Source organism: Sphingopyxis sp. MG, assembly GCF_002953155.1.
Lineage (GTDB): Bacteria > Pseudomonadota > Alphaproteobacteria > Sphingomonadales > Sphingomonadaceae > Sphingopyxis > Sphingopyxis granuli.
Window position 1 is genome coordinate 3,604,412 of record NZ_CP026381.1, and the last position, 17,310, is coordinate 3,621,721.

Below are 17,310 nucleotides of genomic sequence, written 5' to 3' on the forward strand. Positions count from 1 at the left end.
TTCGGCCTACACCTGTCCGTAATCGAGCCGCAATTGCATTTTGTCGATCTTGCCGGTCGGCGCGAGCGGCATCGCGTCGAGGCGCACGACCGTGTCGGGGACCCACCAGGACGCGACCCGCCCGGCGAGCGGCTCGAGCAGTTCGGCGTCGCTGATCGCCGCATCGCAGGTGACGAGCAGGACCGGCCGCTCGCCCCATTTGGGATGCGGGCGCCCGATGACGGCGGCCAGCGACACCTGCGGCAGCGCGCCGACGATCGCCTCGATCTCCGCCGGGTTGATCCATTCGCCGCCCGATTTGATCAGGTCCTTCGCGCGGCCGGTGATGACGAGGTTACCCGCGTCGTCGATCCGCGCGAGATCGCCCGTGTCGAACCAGCCGTCGGCGTCGGTGGCGGGTTCGCTCTGGCCGAAATAGCGTTCGACGACCGAGCCGCCGCGCACGCGCAGATGCCCCTCGGTCCCGCGCTGCTCGGGCAGCGGGCGGCCGTCGGCGTCGGCGACGAGCAGGTCGATGCCGATTGCCGGACGGCCCGAAACGGCCGCACTGCGATGCGGATCGCCCGGCGGCGCGGCGGTGCCGAGCGGCGACAATTCGGTCATTCCCCAGCTTGTCTGCACCTCGGCGCCGAGGCGGCGCTCGATCCGGTCCATCAGCGCCGGCGGCATCGGCGACCCGCCGACCAGGATACGCTCGAGCGACGGCACATCGCCGCCTTCGGCCTCCAGATGCTCGACGAGGCCGAGCCAGACGGTCGGCACCCCCGCGGCAGCGGTCACGCCTTCGGAACAGATGAGCCGCGCGAGATGCGCGCCGTCGCTCTGGCGCCCCGGAAGCACCAGCTTCGCCCCCACGGCGGGCGCCGCGAAGGGCAATCCCCATGCGTTGGCGTGGAACATCGGCACCACGGCAAGGATCGCGTCGCGCGCGGTCGGCCCCAGCACGTCGGCCTGGAGCTGGCGCATCGTGTGCAGATAGCAGCCGCGATGGGTATAGGTGACGCCCTTGGGCGCGCCGGTGCTGCCCGAGGTGAAGCAGAGCCCCGATGGCGTGTCCTCGGCGAAATCGCCCCAGACCGCGTCGCGCGGCGCTGCCGCGACCAGCGGGTCGAAGGCATCGGCGCCGTCTTCGTCCGCGTCGGTGTCGAGCAGCAGGATGCGCCGCAGCGACGGCAGATTCGCGCTCGCCTCGCGCGCCAGCGGCAGCAGGTCGGGGCTCACCAGCAGCAGCGCCGCCCCCGACTGCGCGAGCATCGCGGAAAGCTGCGCCGCGGTCAGGCGCGGGTTCAGCGTGTGACAGATCGCCCCCATGCCCATGATGCCGTACCAAGCCTCGACATGCCCCTGCGTGTTCCAGGCGAGCGTCGCGACGCGGTCGCCGCGGCCGATGCCGAGCGCGCGCAGCGCACCCGACACGCCGCGCGCACGATCGTGCAGCGCGGCGTATCCGGTCCGCCGCACGCCGCCCGCCGCCGTCGCCGACACGACTTCGGCATCGGGGTGCCATTTGGCGGCGTGGGATAGGAATTTGTCGAGCGTCAGGCCGTAATATTGCATCGAACCGTCGATCATTGGCAGCCCTCGGTCTTCGGCGGCAGCGGCGGCGACGCGACGCCGATATTCCAGTTCCACGGCACGTCCCCGGCGGCACGACGGCGGCAGACGACCGCCTCGTGCAGCGCCGCGGTACCGGGAAACAGATTGTGCCCGGCGCGCGGCGTGTCGGCGATGTGCAGAAAACCGCGATTGTCGGCATAGTCGGGCCAGTCGGGCCCGCCCTTTGCAACGGGTCGGCCGGTGGTGGCGAAGCTCGCCCAGTAATCGCCGATCGCGGCGATCAGCCTGCGCTCTGCCAGGCTGTCGGGAATCTTCGGCCACAGGGGCGGCGTCCGCGCCGCGGTCCCGAACACATAGGGCAGCTCGGCGGCATGGAAAGCGTGGAGATTCCACTGCGCGGTCGCCGGATAGCCATGGTCGAAAAGATAGAAATAGGCGCCCTGCCCCAGCGCCGCCTGGTTCGACACCAGCCGCTCCGCGGTCCAGCCATACATGGCGTCGCGCGTCGCGGCGAGCATGCTTTCACCGATATCCTTCGCCGGATAGCGGGTCAGGAAGGCATCGGCGAACTCGCCATAGGCGGTGCGGATCGTGGCTTCATAGGCGGCCGCGTCGGCGGGAGGTTTGGGCAGCAGGAATCGCAGCGAGCGAATCTCGCCGCTGTTGAAGCCGGCGAGGATCGGCACCGGCGCCTGTTCGTCGCGATCGAAGGTGTCGACGAGCTGGCGCGACAGCGTCTTGCCGTCGATATTGGGAAAGGGGAAATAGCCCGTCGCGGCGACCCGGGCCGGGATGTCGGCCGCCGGCAATGCGCGCAGCGCCGCGATGTCGGCGGCACCGAGCTTCGCCGCAAGTTCGGCGCCCTGCACCTCTGCAGGGACCATGCCGTTGATCCGGTCGCGCAGGCCGGGCGCGGAGACCATATAGGCGCTCTGCGCCACCGCCTTGTGGAACAGCCCGCGCGCCGCCGGAGCCGCCATCAGATACATGACGCTGAGCGCGCCCGCCGATTCCCCGGCGATGGTGACGTTCCCCGCATTGCCGCCGAAGGCGCCGATATTGCGCTTCACCCATTCGAGCGCCGCGATCTGGTCGAGCAGACCGTAATTGCCCGAGACATGGTCGGGCGATTCCGCACTGAGCCCCGGATGCGCGAACCAGCCGAACATGCCGAGGCGATAGTTGATCGACACCACGACGATGCCGCGCCGCGCGAGCGCGCTGCCGTCGTAAATAGGGTCGGCGCCCGACCCCGACGCCAGCGCGCCGCCGTGGATCCAGACGAAGACCGGCGCGCCGCGCGCATCCTGCGGCGCCCAGATGTTGAGCGACAGGCAATCCTCGCTCATCGCCGGCAGGTCCCAGCCATAGATGCTGGGTGCCTGCGGCTTCGGCTGCATGCAGGCGGCGCCGAAGCGGGTAGTATCGCGGGCGCCGTCCCAACGCGGCAGCGGTGCCGGCGCACGCCAGCGGCGCTCGCCGACGGGCGGCTCGGCATAGGGAATGCCGCGAAAGACGCGCAGATCGCGGTCCTGCACGCCGTGCACGACGCCCGCGGGCGCATCGACCACCGGTTCCGCGGCCGCGGCGGCCGCCCCCGGGAGGAGGACGGCCAGAACGAGAGCGAGGGTCCGCAGGCGACGCATGGGCGGCTTCCTTCTTCCGGCGCCGATCAGAAGCGATAGTCGGCGCGAACGCCGATCGTGCGCGGCCGCAGGCGGGCGTAGCGCCCGTCGAGGAAGGCTTCGGGATGGACATAGGTGATCGATGTGTCGTCGAAGAGATTCTCGACATAGGCGGTCAGATTCAGCGCCCCCAGCTTCGCCCCGGCGAACAGGTTCACATTGGTCCACGCCTCGGTATGGTCATACGTCGGGCTGACCGCGTTGGGATTGCCCGGCACGTTCGGGAACTGGTTCGGGAAGGACCCGGCGTGCGATACGTTGACCGACCCGAAGGCGGTTTTCCCGTTGCCGATCGGGAAATCGTACCGCAGCGTTCCCGATCCCTGGAAATGCGGCGAGGCAAGCCGGGTGCCCAGCTCGGCACCGGAGATCGCCGCCTCGATCGCGGACAGCTTCGTCACCTTCGCCTCGTTGAACGAGCCGTTGAGCACGAGACTCAGCCCCGAAAGCGGCCGCGCCATCACTTCGAACTCGAGGCCATAGCTTTCCGCAGCGCCGATGTTGGTCGCGAACTGGATCGAATCCGACACGCGGTTCGCCTGGACCTGGATATTCTTCCAGTCGATATAATAGCCCGCAAGATTGGCGGTCAGATTGCCGCCCAGCCAGCGCCCCTTCAGCCCGACCTCATAATTGGTCACGCTGTCCGACTTCGCGCCGTCGGGTATGACGATGTCGCTGGGGTTGATCGTGCTGACCAGCCCCGCGCGCGCGTTGACCACCGGGGTACGGAAACCCGTCGAAACCGTCGCATAGGCGGTCAGTTCGGGCACTGGTTTCCACGAGACGCTGGCCTTCCACGACAGGCGGTCGTCGGACACTTTCAGCCCTTCGGCGTAGGGAATCGGGTCCCTGCGCATGACGACATTGTTCCAGCCGGGCGTGGCGCCGACCGCCAGATAGCCGAACTGCGGAAGCGCAGCGACGACATAATTATAGCCGCCGCCCCGGGTGAAGGTCTGGACGTCCGTCTTGCCATAGCGCAGCCCGCCGGTGACCCAGAAATTGTCGCTGAGATGCGCCGTCACCTCGCCGAAGCCGGCGATCTCCCTCTGGTCCGTATAGCTGTTGAAACGCTGATAATACTCATTTTCCATGCCGATGATATTGCGCTGGGCGATGAATTCGAGTGACGAGCGATAGGCGAAATCGACGGTCCGCCGCTTGTCGTAGTAGAAAAAGCCCGCAACCCATTCGATCGGCCCGCTGTGGCGCGACACCAGCCGTGTCTCCTGAACGAAAAGATCGTCATAGCCATAGGCGTCGAGCGCGAAGGGAAAAGCCTGTGCGAAAGTTCCGGCGAGGTCGACATAGAAGGACGCGTCATAGTCGGACAGCGTCGTCGAACTGACCAGCTCGGCGAAATCGAACTCGTAATTGACCGTGATATTATAGTTGGTGAGCTTGCCCTGGAACAGGTCGGGACGGTCGGAGTTGCGCACGAACTTGCCAAGGGTGGGGTTGGTCAGCGCCGAATCGGCCGGCTTGCTGTTCTCGTAGGAGACGAGCAGCTTCACCTTCATCCGGTCGCTCGGCCGCATTAGCAGGATCGCGCGTCCGCCGAAGGCTTCGAGGCTGTTCGAATCCTTGATACCGGTGCCGATATTGTCGACCCAGCCGTCCTCGTTCCGATAATAGCCCGAGACGCGCAGACCCATTTCGTCGGTCATGATCGGCAGGTTGACCATCGCATTGTAGCGCTGGCGCAGCGAGCCCGAACCGACGACGCCCAGGTCGACGCTCGCCGATCCCTCGAACTTGCTGAGGTTGGGACTGCGGGTGATGATCCGCATCGCGCCGGCGAGCGAGTTGGAGCCGAACAGCGTCCCCTGCGGCCCGCGCAGGAATTCGACGCGTTCGACGTCGTAGAGATTCGGATCGAGGATGGTCGAGTTGCCGTTCGCCGAGATCGGCAGTTCGTCGACATAGATGGCGACCGCGCTCTGCAGGCCGGCGCTGTAACCGTTGGTGTTGATGCCGCGGCTGGTGAAATTGTTGAAATTCTGCGTCGGCCGGTTGACGACGATGCCGGGCGTGTTCTGGGCGATGCCCTCGTAACCGACGATGCCCAGATCATCGAGTTCCTCCTGCCCGAAGGCAGAGACGCTGAGCGGCACGTCCTGAAGCCGCGCGGTACGGCGCGTCGCCGTGACGATGATGTCGTTGTCGCCGCGATTGCTTTGCGCGGAGGAAGCGGCCGGCGCCTCATCCTCCGTGACCTGCGCCATGGCCGAGACCGGAAGCGCGAACAGGGCGACCGCCGAGGCGGACGCGAAAAGCTGAGCCTTCATACAAACTCTCCCTCCCGTTGGCGGTCGTTGCCGCCGAACCGTCCTTCTTATCCGTCACATTCTCGAATGAGTCAACATTCACTATCACGCGCGTGAATAAATTTCTCGTGGAGCGATTTTGCGCTTCGCAGCCCTGCCGATCATGAGGCGAGCGGCCGGGAATTCGTCGCGATCGGGGATTGGGGGTGGTTCGGGAATCGGAGCTTCTTGCGCTCCAAGCATCGGTGGGCGGACCCTGCTCACGGATGCGGTCTGCGAACTGAATGACTTCCGGGTCCAGCGCGAAAGCGAGGAGTGATCGTTACGGCGGACAACCATGCGCTCCCGCGGAGGCGGGGACACGAAGATGTTTCGTTCAAGGACGAGCACGCCCCAAACAAGAACCGCCGGTCGATCGATCCCCAGGAAGGAATCGGCCGACCGGCGGAGCGTTCGCCTTGCTCTCGACGGGGACCTGGCCCCCTTGTCCTAGAAGCGCGCGTTCAGGCTCACCCAGTAGCTGCGCGCCTTGTCCTTGTTGTTGTAGTGATCAACGTAGGTCGGCGAGTAGGCACCGCTCACCGGATCCGGGACACCGAAATCGACATCATAGGCGCGGAAGTCCTGATCCAGCAGGTTGTTGACGCGCGCGGCGAAGGTCAGGTGATCGTTGATGCGATATTGCGCACCCAGATTCAGCACCTGATAGCTCTTGTAGAAAAGATGATTGCCGCTCCCATCAAGACCACGATATCGACGCGAGCGATGCTCGGCTGAAAGCTGCGCCGACAGGCCATCCGCTACCTGCCAGTCGAGCGTCGCATTGGCCATATGCTTTGCCGTCTGGGTCAGCGGCTGCCCCGCAGAATTGCCGGTCAACTGCTTGCTGTCGGTATAGGTGTAGTTGGCGCGGATCGAGAGGCCGGGGAAGAACTGGTAGCGCCCCGCCACCTCGGCGCCCTTGATGCGCGCCTTGTCGATGTTGATCGGCACGCTGATCGTGCCGCCGAGCCCCAGCACGGCCCAATAGTCGCCGAGATTGGCGCAGGGCCGCACGAAATTGGTCACCGCGCAGGGTTGGACAACTGTCGAAGCGATCTTGTCCTTGAACTTGTTGTGGAACAGCGTGACGTTGATGCCGCTGTGCGGTGACGGGTTCCAGTAGAGCGCGATCTCGCTGTTGACGCTGGTCTCGGGCTTCAGATCGGGGTTGCCGATGAAGGGACTGGTGCCCTGGCTGCCGAAACCGCGAATGCCGTCGTAGAGATCGGTGGTCTTGGGCGTCTTGTAGCCCGTGCTGACCCCGCCCTTCAGCGTCAGGGTCGGGTTGATCTCGAAGTTGGCATAGAGGCGCGGGCTGAGATGCCCTCCGAACAGATTATGGTCGTCGTAGCGCAGCCCGCCGGTGACCGTGAACCCGTCGACGATGGTCCAGTTGTCCTCGGCGAACAGCGACCAGATCTTGTGGTCCTGCACGGCGTCGATCCCGCCGACCGATGCTTCGAGGCCGAAGACCCCGTCGTCGAGCGCCCCGTCGATATATTGGCCGCCGATCACGAAATGATGCCGGCCGGCGAAATTCTCGACCGGGATGTCGACGCGCGCGTCGAGCGTATATTGCGCACTTTCCAGCGTGCGAAGCGGGCGCGGCAGGAAGGTGGATTCGGCAAGCGCGCGGCGCTGCGCAGTCGTCAGCCCGGCATAGGCGCCGGTCCCGCTGTACATCTGTTGCAGCAGCAGGCGCTCGGCGACCGAGAAGGGCATGGTGCGGCCCTTGTTGTTCGTCTTCACATAGGCGAGCGAGACGAAGCTGCGCGCGAAGCCCCAGTCGCCATGATGCGTGACGGCCCAGTTGAGCCGGTCGAAGACCTGTTCTTCGGTATAGCCGACGCGCGGCTGCACGACGCCGCCGCTCGCGCGCCAGATGCTCTCGATCCCGTCGAGCGTCCCGAGCGGATAGGTGATCGCGCCGGTGCCGGGATTGACGATCGGCGTGTTGTCATAGACCTGCTTCGAATAATCGATGTCGAAGACGAAGCTGTGGTCGGGCGACGGAGTGAAGCTGATCGAGCCGCCATAGCTGCGGTTGGTGTTCTTCACCGTCTTGCCGCCGGTACCGAAACCCAGGCCGCGAACGTGCGATACGCCGGCCGGGTCGACCGCCGGCGCGAAATCGGGCTCGGACGGATAGCGCTTGTAGATCGAGCCGCGCAGCTTCAGGCCGATGACGCCGGGCACCACCGGGCCGCTGAGATTGGCGTCGAACGTCATGTCGTCGCCGAAGGCCGTATCCTCCTGGATGCTGCGGCCGATCGTCGCCGACCCGCTCCAGCGATCGAGAACCTTCTTGGTGATGATGTTGATCACCCCGCCCAGCGCGTCGGCGCCATAGAGCGTCGAGGCGGGACCGCGAATGACCTCGATCCGTTCGATGGCGTCGAGCGGCGGAATATGATTGAACTGGTTGCCGCCGAAGCTGTTGGGGTAGATGTCGCCATGATTGTTCTGACGCCGACCGTCGATCATGATCAGCGTATAGTCGGACCCCATGCCACGGATGCTGATCGTCCGCTGCCCGGTCTTGTCCGACGTCTCGCCGACGTCGACCCCCTCGATGTCGCGCACCGCGTCGATCAGCGTGATGTAGGGACGCTGGCGCAGCTCCGCCTCGGTCACCACGGTGATGCTGGCGGGCGCATCGGTGATCTTCTGCTCGAAGCCCGCCGCGGTGACGACGATGGCGTCGGACTGATCGTCCGCCTCGACCGCGCAGGCCGGAACGGCGATCAGCGCGGCCAGAACGGACAGGGCTGCGCCTTCGCCGAGGCGGAGCGTGCGAGCGCGAACAATAGTGGTCATTGTATTCCCCCGATATTGCGAATAATTAGCAAGAATGTCGGGGCGCGACCTGATGCCAAGCGGGCGTCCGGTCAATCCGGAATGCGCGAATGACAGGCAGGAGCAACACTTTGTTACAATTGGCGCCAGGCGACCGGCCGGTCCGGATACCGGCTATCGCGCACCACATCGTCATCGTCGACGACGATGCGGGCGTCCGCACGCTGCTCGCCCGCATCCTGCGCGAATGCGGCTACGACGTGACCGGCGCCGCCGACGGCCGCGAACTGGAGGCCGCCATGACCGAGCGTCCGGTCGATCTGGTCCTGCTCGACATCATGCTGCCGGGCGAAAGCGGCCTCGACATCTGCCGCATGGTGCGGGCGCGCAGCCAAGTCCCGATCATCATGATCAGCGCCCGCGGGCAGGAAAGCGACCGCGTCACGGGCCTGGACATGGGCGCCGACGACTATATCGCCAAGCCGTTCGGCCGGGCGGAGGTCCTTGCACGCGTGCGCGCGGTGCTGCGCCGCGTCAGCGACCCGCACGTGCCGCTCGACATTCCGGCGCCGGAGCAATTCGACTTCGCCGGCTGGCGCTATCATTCGCGGCGCTGCGAGCTGATTTCGCCGTCGGGCGCGGAGGTCGAGCTGACCGCGGCGGAGCATGAACTGCTGCTGGCGCTCCTGCGCCATCCGCAGCGCATGATCGGCCGCGAGCGGCTGATCGAGATGACGCGCAGCCGGATCGGCACGCCGAACGACCGCAGCATCGACGTGCTGATCAGCCGCCTGCGCCGCAAGCTGGGGGACGGACGGAAATCGCGGCCGATCATCCGCACGATCCGCGGCGGCGGCTACATGCTCGCGGTCGACGTCCGCGCCGACTGACGATGGCGATGCGGCACCTGCGATCGATGGGGATGGTCGGGCGGATCGCGCTCGTCGTGGCGGCGGCGCTGCTGCTCGAACTGCTCGGCAACATCGCGCTGCACCGCTGGCAGGAACCCGAACTCGTTTCGGCGGACCAGGTTCGCCGCATCGCCGCGCGGCTGGTCGAGGCGGAGCGTGTCGCGGTCGCCGCGCCGGTGCCCGACCGGGGGCGTGCGATGCATGCGCTCGCCGGCGACGGCATGACGCTCAACTGGGTGGCGCGGACCGTGATCACCGACATCGGCGCGGCGCCGGTCCGGCTCGGCGCGATGCGCGACCGGATGACCCGCAGCGAGCCGAGCCTGGCCGCGGGCGAGTTGCGGCTGACCCTGATTCCCTCCACCGCGCCGGGGCGGCGCGACCTTCTCGGCGCGCGCCGTCTTGCCGACGGCTCGTTCGTGACATTTCGCATCAGCCCCTTTCTGGGCGCCCCGCCGCGTCCGAACATGGTCGTCGCGATGCACCTGCTGCTGACGCTGAGCGTGCTGCTGGTCGCGGTTCTGATGGTTCGCGCGCTCATTCGACCGCTGCGCGATCTCGCCGAAGCCGCGGACGCGACGGGGCACGGCCGCACCGGCGCCTTCCGCATCGACGGGCCGCCCGAGGTCCGCCGCGTCGCCGCCGCCTTTTCCGCGATGCAGGCGCGGCTGATCCGGACGATGGACGATCATACGCAATCGCTGATCGCCGTGTCGCACGACCTGCGCACGCCGATCCAGCGCCTGCATCTGCGCGCATCGCTGATCGACGACCCCGAGACGCGCGAAGCGATGGCCGTGGACCTTCGCGAGATGGAACATTTCATCGGGTCGACGCTATCCTATTTCCGCAGCGGCGATGAGGAAGCGCCCCGGCTCGTCGACCTTGCGGCCATCGTGACGACCGCGGTGGACACGGCCGCGGATCTGGGGGCCGACATCCGCTATCAGGGGCCAGACAGGTTCGAGACGATGGCGAGGCCGGTGGCGATGAAGCGCGCGATCACCAACCTGATCGACAACGCCCGCCGTCATGCGCGGCGGATCGACGTATCGATGCACACCGACCCCGAAGCCATAGCGATCGACATCGACGACGACGGACCCGGCATTGCCCCCGAGCTGCGCGCGGAAGCCGTGCTGCCGTTCCGGCGTCTGGAGGTCGGAGCAGCGCAACGGCCCGGCGGCGCCGGTCTCGGCCTCGCGGCCGCCGACCGCGCCATGGCCACGATGGGCGGAAAGCTGATCCTCGCCAACAGTCCGCTCGGGGGCCTGAAGGCTCGTCTGGCCTTTCCGAATTCCACCGAAGGGGCTTGAGGCTGACGGATTCCGGCATCGTCATCCGATATTGCCGTGACGGTCGCAGACGACGAGCGCCGCGTCCGGCCGCGCGAGCGCGACCAGCGTCAGGCCCGCCTTCGCCGCGCGTTCGACCGCGAGGCTGGTCGGCGCAGAGATGGTGACCAGCACCGGGCAGCCGGCGCGAACGGTTTTTTCCACCAGCTCGTAGCTGCAACGCGCGGTGAGCAGGATGAAACCGGTGCCGGGGTCGATGCCTTCGCCGGCGAGCGCCCCGATCAGCTTGTCGAGCGCATTGTGCCGCCCGACATCCTCGCGGGCGCGCAGGATCGCGCCGTCGGGCGTACAGAATGCCGCGGCGTGCACCGCGCCCGTGGCCTGCCCCAGCGGCTGATGATCGTGCAGCGCCGCCAGCGCGCGGGCGATCGCGCCGCGATCGGTCGCGATCCGCGCCTTCACCTCGGGCAGCGGCCTCAGGACCTGGGCGATATTCTCCATCCCGCAGATGCCGCAACTGCTTTCGGTGACGCGCAGCCGCGCGCGATCGAAGGCCCGGTCGGCATGTTCGGCGGGCAAGGCGATGCGGGCGACCATCCCCCCTTCGACTGCGTGAACATCGACCGAAAGGATCTGGTCGATCCGCTCGATCATGCCCTCGCTGAGCGCGAAACCGAGGGCGTAATCCCGCAGATCGGACGGCGTCGCCATCATGACCGCATAGCCGATTCCGCATATCTCGATCGAGACGGGCATCTCGATCGCAATGCTGCGCCGCAGTTCGGAATCGCCCGGATCGGCCAGGCCGATCCGGCGCACCGCAAGTTCGATGGTCCGTAATTCGGGCAAGATCGTCGTACCTCGTTCACGCATCGTCTGGCGGACCGGCCGTGGTTCGGCGCGCGCGGGGCCGCAGCTTCCCCATTCTCGCACGAGACCGGGATGCGATAGCCGGTGGAAAAGGAGCGCCCGACGTGCTTAGTTGCCCCGACATATGGGACATGGCTGATCATGGCTGACGACACTCCGCGCTACAAGCCCTACGACCGCCCGGCCGGAGGCTGGGGCGCGGCCGCGGCGACCGCCAAGGTGCTCCTCGAACAGAGCGTCGTCACCAAGGGGTCGCGCGCGTTGCTCGCCATGAATCAACCGGGCGGCTTCAAATGCCCGAGCTGCGCCTTTCCCGACGCCGACTGCAAGAAGACGCTGGAATTCTGCGAAAACGGCGCGAAGGCGCTGGCGCATGAGGCCACGAAGTTCCGGGTGACGCGCGAGTTCTTCGCCGAACACAGCGTCACCGCGCTCATGGAGAAATCCGACTATTGGCTCGAAATGCAGGGACGCCTCACCGAGCCGATGCGGTACGATCCGGCGAGCGACAGATATGTGCCCTGCCCATGGGACGAGGCCTTCGCGCTGATCGGCGAGCATCTGCGCGCGCTCGACAGCCCGCATGAAGCGGAATTCTATACGTCCGGCCGAACGCCCAACGAGGCCGCCTTCCTTTATTCCATCTTCGTGCGCCAGTTCGGCACCAACAATTTTCCCGACTGCTCGAACATGTGCCACGAGCCGACGAGCCGGGGCCTGCCGCCGTCCATCGGGGTCGGCAAGGGCACGGTCGTGCTCGAGGATTTCGAGCATGCCGAGGCGATCTTCATCATCGGACAGAATACCGGCACCAATTCGCCGCGCATGATGACCAATCTGGTCGAGGCGCGCAAACGCGGCATCCCGATCGTGGCGATCAATCCGATGCCCGAACGCGCGCTCATCAAGTTCACCGAGCCGCAGGACGTCGTCCAGATGGCCACATTCGGTTCGACGCCGATCGCCAGCGAATTCGTCCACGTCCGAATCGGCGGCGATCTGGCGATACTCAAGGGCATGATGAAGGTCATGTTCGAGCGCGAGGCGCAGGGCGAGCCGGTCCTCGACCACGCCTTCATCGCCGAGCATACGTCGGGCCTGGAGGCGGTGCGCGACGAGGTGATGGCGCTCGACTGGGCCGACATCGTCGCCCATTCCGGCGTCGAGGAAGCCCAGATCCGGCGATGCGCCGAAATCTACATCCGCTCGAAGGCGACCATCATCTGCTACGGCATGGGACTGACTCAGCATCAACTGGGTTCGCAGCTCGTCCAGCAGGTCGCGAACATCCTTCTCCTCAAGGGCAATTTCGGGCGGCCGGGCGCCGGAATCTCCCCCATCCGCGGCCATTCCAACGTCCAGGGCGACCGGACCGTCGGCATCAACGAAAGGCCCTCGCAGGCCTATCTCGACCGCGTGCGCGATGTCTTCGGGTTCGAACCCCCGCGCGAGCATGGGCACCACACCGTCGAATCGGTGGAGGCGATGCTGAAGGGCACCGCGAAGGTCTTCATCGGCATGGGCGGCAATTTTGTCCGCGCCGTGCCCGATACCGATCTGGCCTATTCGGCGATGCGCGGGCTGGCGCTGACCGTCGGCATCGCCACCAAGCTCAACCGCGGCCACCTCGTCCATGGCCGCGACGCGCTCATCCTGCCGGTGATCGCACGCTCCGAACGGATCGAGACGGCGGCGGGCGAGCAGTTCGTCACGATCGAGGATTCGATGTCGAACGTCACGGCGTCGCGCGGCGTGCTGGAGCCCGCGAGCGAACATCTGAAGTCCGAGGTGGAGATCGTCTGCCGCATCGCGATGGCGACGCTTCCCGACAGCCGGATTCCCTGGGAATCCTATATCCACGACTATGGCCTCATCCGTGACCGGATCGCCGACGTCTATCCCGAAATCTACGCCGACTTCCCGGCGCGGATCCGGGACCCGAAGGGATTCCATCTCGACATCCCGCCGCGGCGGCTGGTCTGGCCGACCCCGAACGGCAAGGCGAATTTCCTGCTGCTGCCGGGTCTGGAAGTCGACGCGCGGGTCGACGACCCCGCGATGCTGAGGCTGGCGACGGTGCGTTCGCACGATCAGTTCAACACGACAATCTACAGCTACAGCGACCGCTATCGCGGCGTCTACAACGATCGCATGATCCTGTTCATGAACGCGGACGACCGCATCGCGCGCGGGCTGGAAAAGGGCGCGACCGTCGCGCTCGAAACGATCAGCACCAACGGGGTTCGGCGGCGGGTCGATGCGCTCACGATCATCGACTATCCGATGCCGCGCGGCGCGGTCGCAGGCTATTACCCCGAACTCAATCCGCTGCTGCCGCTCGACCATTACGACCGGATGAGCGGCACGCCAGCGGCCAAATCGATTCCGGTCCGCGTGGTGCCCGCCTGAACCTCCGCACCGGCAGGAGATTCCCATGGCGACCGCGACGCCCGATTTCGCAGCGGGCCGAGCATTCGATCATGCAGCATTTGCGATGGATGCCCCGCGAGGATTCGAACCTCGATAGACGGAATCAGAATCCGTAGTCTTACCATTAGACGACGGGGCAATGAGGCGGGCGCAATATGATTGCGCGACCGTCCTGTCAAGGCCGGTACGCCCATGCACAAGCACGCTTGCCCTCGCGCGAATCGCCGCTAGCATCGCGTCGATAACAATGGGGCCGCTCCCCGGGTGCAGGCCCCGCCGATGGAGGTGGACTGATGCGTCATGTCGCGATCGTCGGGTCGGGCCCGGCGGGCTATTATACCGCCGAAACCTTGCAGAAAGCCGACGATATCGCGATCGACGTCATCGACCGCCTGCCCGTCCCCTATGGCCTGATCCGCACCGGAGTCGCCCCCGACCATCAGTCGATCAAGGCGGTGTCGCGGCGCTATGAAGGCGTCGCGCTGACCGACAATGTCCGCTTCGTCGGCCATGTCGCGGTCGGCAGCGATGTCGGCATCGACGAACTGACCGATCTTTACGACGCCGTCGTGCTCGCCACCGGCGCGCCGCACGACCGGCCGCTCGCGATTCCGGGGGCCGACCGCCCGGGCGTGATCGGCAGCGCGGCCTTCGTCGGCTGGTACAACGGCCACCCCGATTTCGCCGACCTGAATCCGCCGCTCGACGCCCCCGGCGTCGCGGTGATCGGCAACGGCAATGTCGCGCTCGACGTCGCGCGCATCCTCGCCAAGACGCCCGCCGAGTTCGCCGGCAGCGACATCGTCGCGCACGCGCGCGAAGCGCTGGCGGCGAGCGGCGTGCGGCATATCCACATCCTCGGCCGCCGCGGCCCGCACCAGATCGCGATGACGCCGAAGGAGCTTGGCGAGCTGGGCCATCTCGAGCGCGCCAGCCCGCGCGTCGACCCCGCCGACCTGCCGCAGGAGGGCGACGATGCGATGCTCGAACCCGGCATGCGCAAGTCGGTGACGCATCTGCGCAGTTTCGCCGCCAATCCGGTCGCCAAGCCGGTGACGATCGATTTCGACTTCTTCGCCATGCCAGTCGCGATCGAGGGCACCGAGAGCGGGAACGGCCGCGTCCAGCGCGTCATCGTCGAGAAGACCGAACTCGACGCCGAACTGCGCAGCCACGGCACCGGCGAGCGCTACGCGATCGAGGCGGGGCTGGTGATCAGCTGCATCGGTTACCAGACGCCGCCGATCCCCGGCGTCCCCTATGAGCATGGCCGCGGCCGCTTCGCCAACGACGAGGGGCGCATCCTGCCCGGCCTCTATTGCGTCGGCTGGGCGCGGCGCGGACCGAGCGGGACGATCGGCACCAACAAGCCCGACGGCATGCACATCGCCGAGATGGTGCTCGCGGACATCGGCCGCGGCGCCGGCAAGGCGGGGCGACCCGGCCTCGACGCGCTGCTCGCGAGCCGCGGCGTGACGCCCGTCACCTTCCGCGACTGGCGGCGGATCGAGGACGCCGAGGTCAAGGCCGCGCTCGACGGCAATCCGCGCGAGAAGTTCACCAGCGTCGAGGCGATGCTCGCCGCTATCGGCCGCTGATGGAGCACGCCCGCGCGGCGCTGCGCTGGCTGCTCGCGCTCGCTTATGCCTATGCGGGCTACCGACATCTGGCGACGCCCGCGCCCTTCCTCGCCATCACCCCGCCGTGGGTGCCGCAGCCCGCTTTCGTCGTCGCGGCGACCGGCGTTGCGGAGATTGCAGGGGCAGCGGGGCTGCTTTTTCCCGCCATGCGCCGGACGGCCGGCTGGGCGCTCGCCCTCTATGCGCTGTGCGTCTGGCCCGCCAATGTGCATCATGCGGTTCATCATATCGCGATCGACGGCACGACGCTGGGCTGGGGATATCACGCGCCGCGCCTCGCCGCACAACCTCTGATCATCTGGTGGGCGCTATGGACGAGCGGCGCAATCGAATGGCCGTTCGGGCGACGGCACGCCCGCGAGCGCGCACGCCGACCATAGCGCGCAGCGCTATTTCACGACCGGGGTTTCGATCGGCGGTTGCCCCTTGCGGCTCGCGGCATAGGTCTCGACCGCCTTCAGCACGCGCAGCATGTTGCCGCTGGCGATCTTCTGAAGCTCGGCCTGCGTGTAGCCGCGCTTCGCCAACTCGACGAATAGCGCCGGATAGCCCGACACGTCCTCCATCCCGACCGGCGCCGAATCCATACCGTCATAATCGCCGCCGAGCCCGATGTGGTCGACCCCGATCGCTTTCTTCAGATAGTCGACATGGTCGGCCACCTTCGCGACATCGGTCGTCGGCGCGGGGTTCGCCCTGTCCCAGTCGGCCAGCGCCCTTTTCGCCGCGGCGGGATCGCCCGGATACTGCGCCTTCAGCCGCGCCTGCTCGGCGGTGCGCGACAGGCCGTGCGCGCGGACGTCGGCATCGAGGAAGCCGGGCAGCAGCACGACCATGACGATGCCGCCGTTCGCCTTGACGAGCGGGAGCACCGAATCGGGGACGTTGCGCGGATGATCGTTGATCCCGCGCACTCCCGAATGGCTGAACATCACCGGCGCGCGCGACGCTTCGAGCGCGTCCTTCATCGTCGCCTCGCTGGTGTGGCTGAGGTCGACGATCATGCCGAGGCGGTTCATCTCCTGCACCACCTGGCGCCCGAAATCGGTCAGCCCGTCGTGCACCGGCGCATCGGTGGCGCTGTCGCCCCACGGGGTCGCCCGGCCGTGCGTCAGCGTCATGTAGCGCGCGCCGAGCGCATACATGTCGCGCAGCACCGCCAGCGAGGAGGCGATCGACTGGCCGCCTTCCATCCCCAGCATGCCGGCGATCCGGCCCGCCTTCATCGCCTTTTCGAGCTCGGCCGAATTCGTCGCCAGAGCGAGGTCGTCGGGATAGCGCGCGATGAGCCGCTTCATCACGTCGATCTGTTCGAGCGTCTGCACGACCGCTTCGGATTCATCGTCGTTCGACGGGACGTAGACCGACCAGAATTGCGCGCCGACGCGCCCCTTGCGCAGCCGCGCAAGATCGGTGTGCATCGGCTGAACCGGCGGCGTCGCGCCGGGCTTCGCGGTGTGCTGCGTGTCGCGGAAATCGAAATCGTTGATCATGTTGCCCACGCGCCCGCGCAGCGCCCAGGGCACGTCGTTGTGGCCGTCGAACACCGGCGCGGCCTTGAGCGCGGCCTCGGCGACCGCCTCGGGCGACGACTGCGCCGCGGCGGGAACGGAAACAAGGGCGAGGGCGGCAAGGCCGCCGAGGAGCATGGTTCTGGTCATGGGGCGCGACCTTAAGCGCCGCGACGCGGAAATCGAGCCCCAATTTCGATCGTCGATGCCAGCCGCACCCCGCGGCGCGGCGGTCCGGCTTGACGCGCGAGTCCGCGCGGCGCAGCATTGCCGTTTCGCCGCGCATCTTTCGTCTGGAGAAAT

Annotated in this window: 11 protein-coding genes and 1 tRNA gene; 5 read left to right on the forward strand and 7 right to left on the reverse strand. The window is 66.9% G+C overall.

The window, feature by feature from the left end; all coding sequences use genetic code 11:
• Positions 1-6 precede the first annotated feature (6 nt).
• From C3E99_RS16495 to C3E99_RS16510, 4 genes are all read right to left on the reverse strand, one after another.
• Entirely contained in the window at positions 7-1,572 is a 1,566-nt protein-coding gene (locus C3E99_RS16495) for an AMP-binding protein (protein ID WP_067186424.1), read from the reverse strand.
• The gene (locus C3E99_RS16500; protein WP_067186428.1) at positions 1,569-3,203 is read right to left on the reverse strand and encodes a carboxylesterase/lipase family protein; all 1,635 of its coding nucleotides are present in this window, start codon (positions 3,201-3,203) and stop codon (positions 1,569-1,571) included. Before C3E99_RS16500 ends, C3E99_RS16495 begins: the two co-directional genes overlap by 4 nt.
• Positions 3,204-3,229: 26 nt before the next feature.
• Positions 3,230-5,533, reverse strand: coding sequence for a TonB-dependent receptor (locus C3E99_RS16505; protein WP_067105999.1), 2,304 nt, complete (start codon positions 5,531-5,533; stop codon positions 3,230-3,232).
• 468 nt (positions 5,534-6,001) lie between these two features.
• Entirely contained in the window at positions 6,002-8,371 is a 2,370-nt protein-coding gene (locus C3E99_RS16510) for a TonB-dependent receptor domain-containing protein (protein WP_067186430.1), read from the reverse strand.
• Between the two features lie 89 nt (positions 8,372-8,460).
• Between C3E99_RS16510 and C3E99_RS16515 the strand changes: the two genes are divergently transcribed.
• The gene (locus tag C3E99_RS16515) at positions 8,461-9,240 is read left to right on the forward strand and encodes a response regulator transcription factor (protein ID WP_067186432.1); all 780 of its coding nucleotides are present in this window, start codon (positions 8,461-8,463) and stop codon (positions 9,238-9,240) included.
• Between the two features lie 8 nt (positions 9,241-9,248).
• Entirely contained in the window at positions 9,249-10,577 is a 1,329-nt protein-coding gene (locus C3E99_RS16520) for an ATP-binding protein (protein WP_158682344.1), read from the forward strand.
• 21 nt (positions 10,578-10,598) lie between these two features.
• Here the strand turns inward: C3E99_RS16520 and fdhD are convergent, their stop codons facing one another.
• On the reverse strand, positions 10,599-11,405 hold the full coding sequence (gene fdhD / locus C3E99_RS16525; RefSeq protein ID WP_234002516.1) for a formate dehydrogenase accessory sulfurtransferase FdhD: 807 nt from the start codon (positions 11,403-11,405) through the stop codon (positions 10,599-10,601).
• Between the two features lie 162 nt (positions 11,406-11,567).
• On the opposite strand from fdhD, the gene C3E99_RS16530 reads away from it, so the two are divergent.
• Entirely contained in the window at positions 11,568-13,835 is a 2,268-nt protein-coding gene (locus tag C3E99_RS16530; RefSeq protein ID WP_067186437.1) for an FdhF/YdeP family oxidoreductase, read from the forward strand.
• Positions 13,836-13,921: 86 nt separating this feature from the next.
• Here C3E99_RS16530 and C3E99_RS16535 read toward each other — a convergent pair.
• Positions 13,922-13,995 (reverse strand) — tRNA-Gln (locus C3E99_RS16535).
• A 154-nt stretch (positions 13,996-14,149) separates the two neighbouring features.
• On the opposite strand from C3E99_RS16535, the gene C3E99_RS16540 reads away from it, so the two are divergent.
• Both C3E99_RS16540 and C3E99_RS16545 read left to right on the forward strand, forming a co-directional pair.
• A complete protein-coding gene (locus C3E99_RS16540; protein ID WP_067186439.1) occupies positions 14,150-15,454 on the forward strand; it encodes an FAD-dependent oxidoreductase in 1,305 nt (434 codons plus the stop codon).
• Complete coding sequence (locus C3E99_RS16545; RefSeq protein ID WP_067186441.1) at positions 15,454-15,876, forward strand: DoxX family protein; 423 nt, start codon at positions 15,454-15,456, stop codon at positions 15,874-15,876. The genes C3E99_RS16540 and C3E99_RS16545 overlap by 1 nt, the downstream gene beginning before the upstream one ends.
• A gap of 9 nt (positions 15,877-15,885) precedes the next feature.
• Here C3E99_RS16545 and C3E99_RS16550 read toward each other — a convergent pair whose 3' ends face one another.
• Positions 15,886-17,157, reverse strand: coding sequence for a dipeptidase (locus C3E99_RS16550; RefSeq protein WP_067186443.1), 1,272 nt, complete (start codon positions 17,155-17,157; stop codon positions 15,886-15,888).
• Between the last annotated feature and the right edge of the window lie 153 nt (positions 17,158-17,310).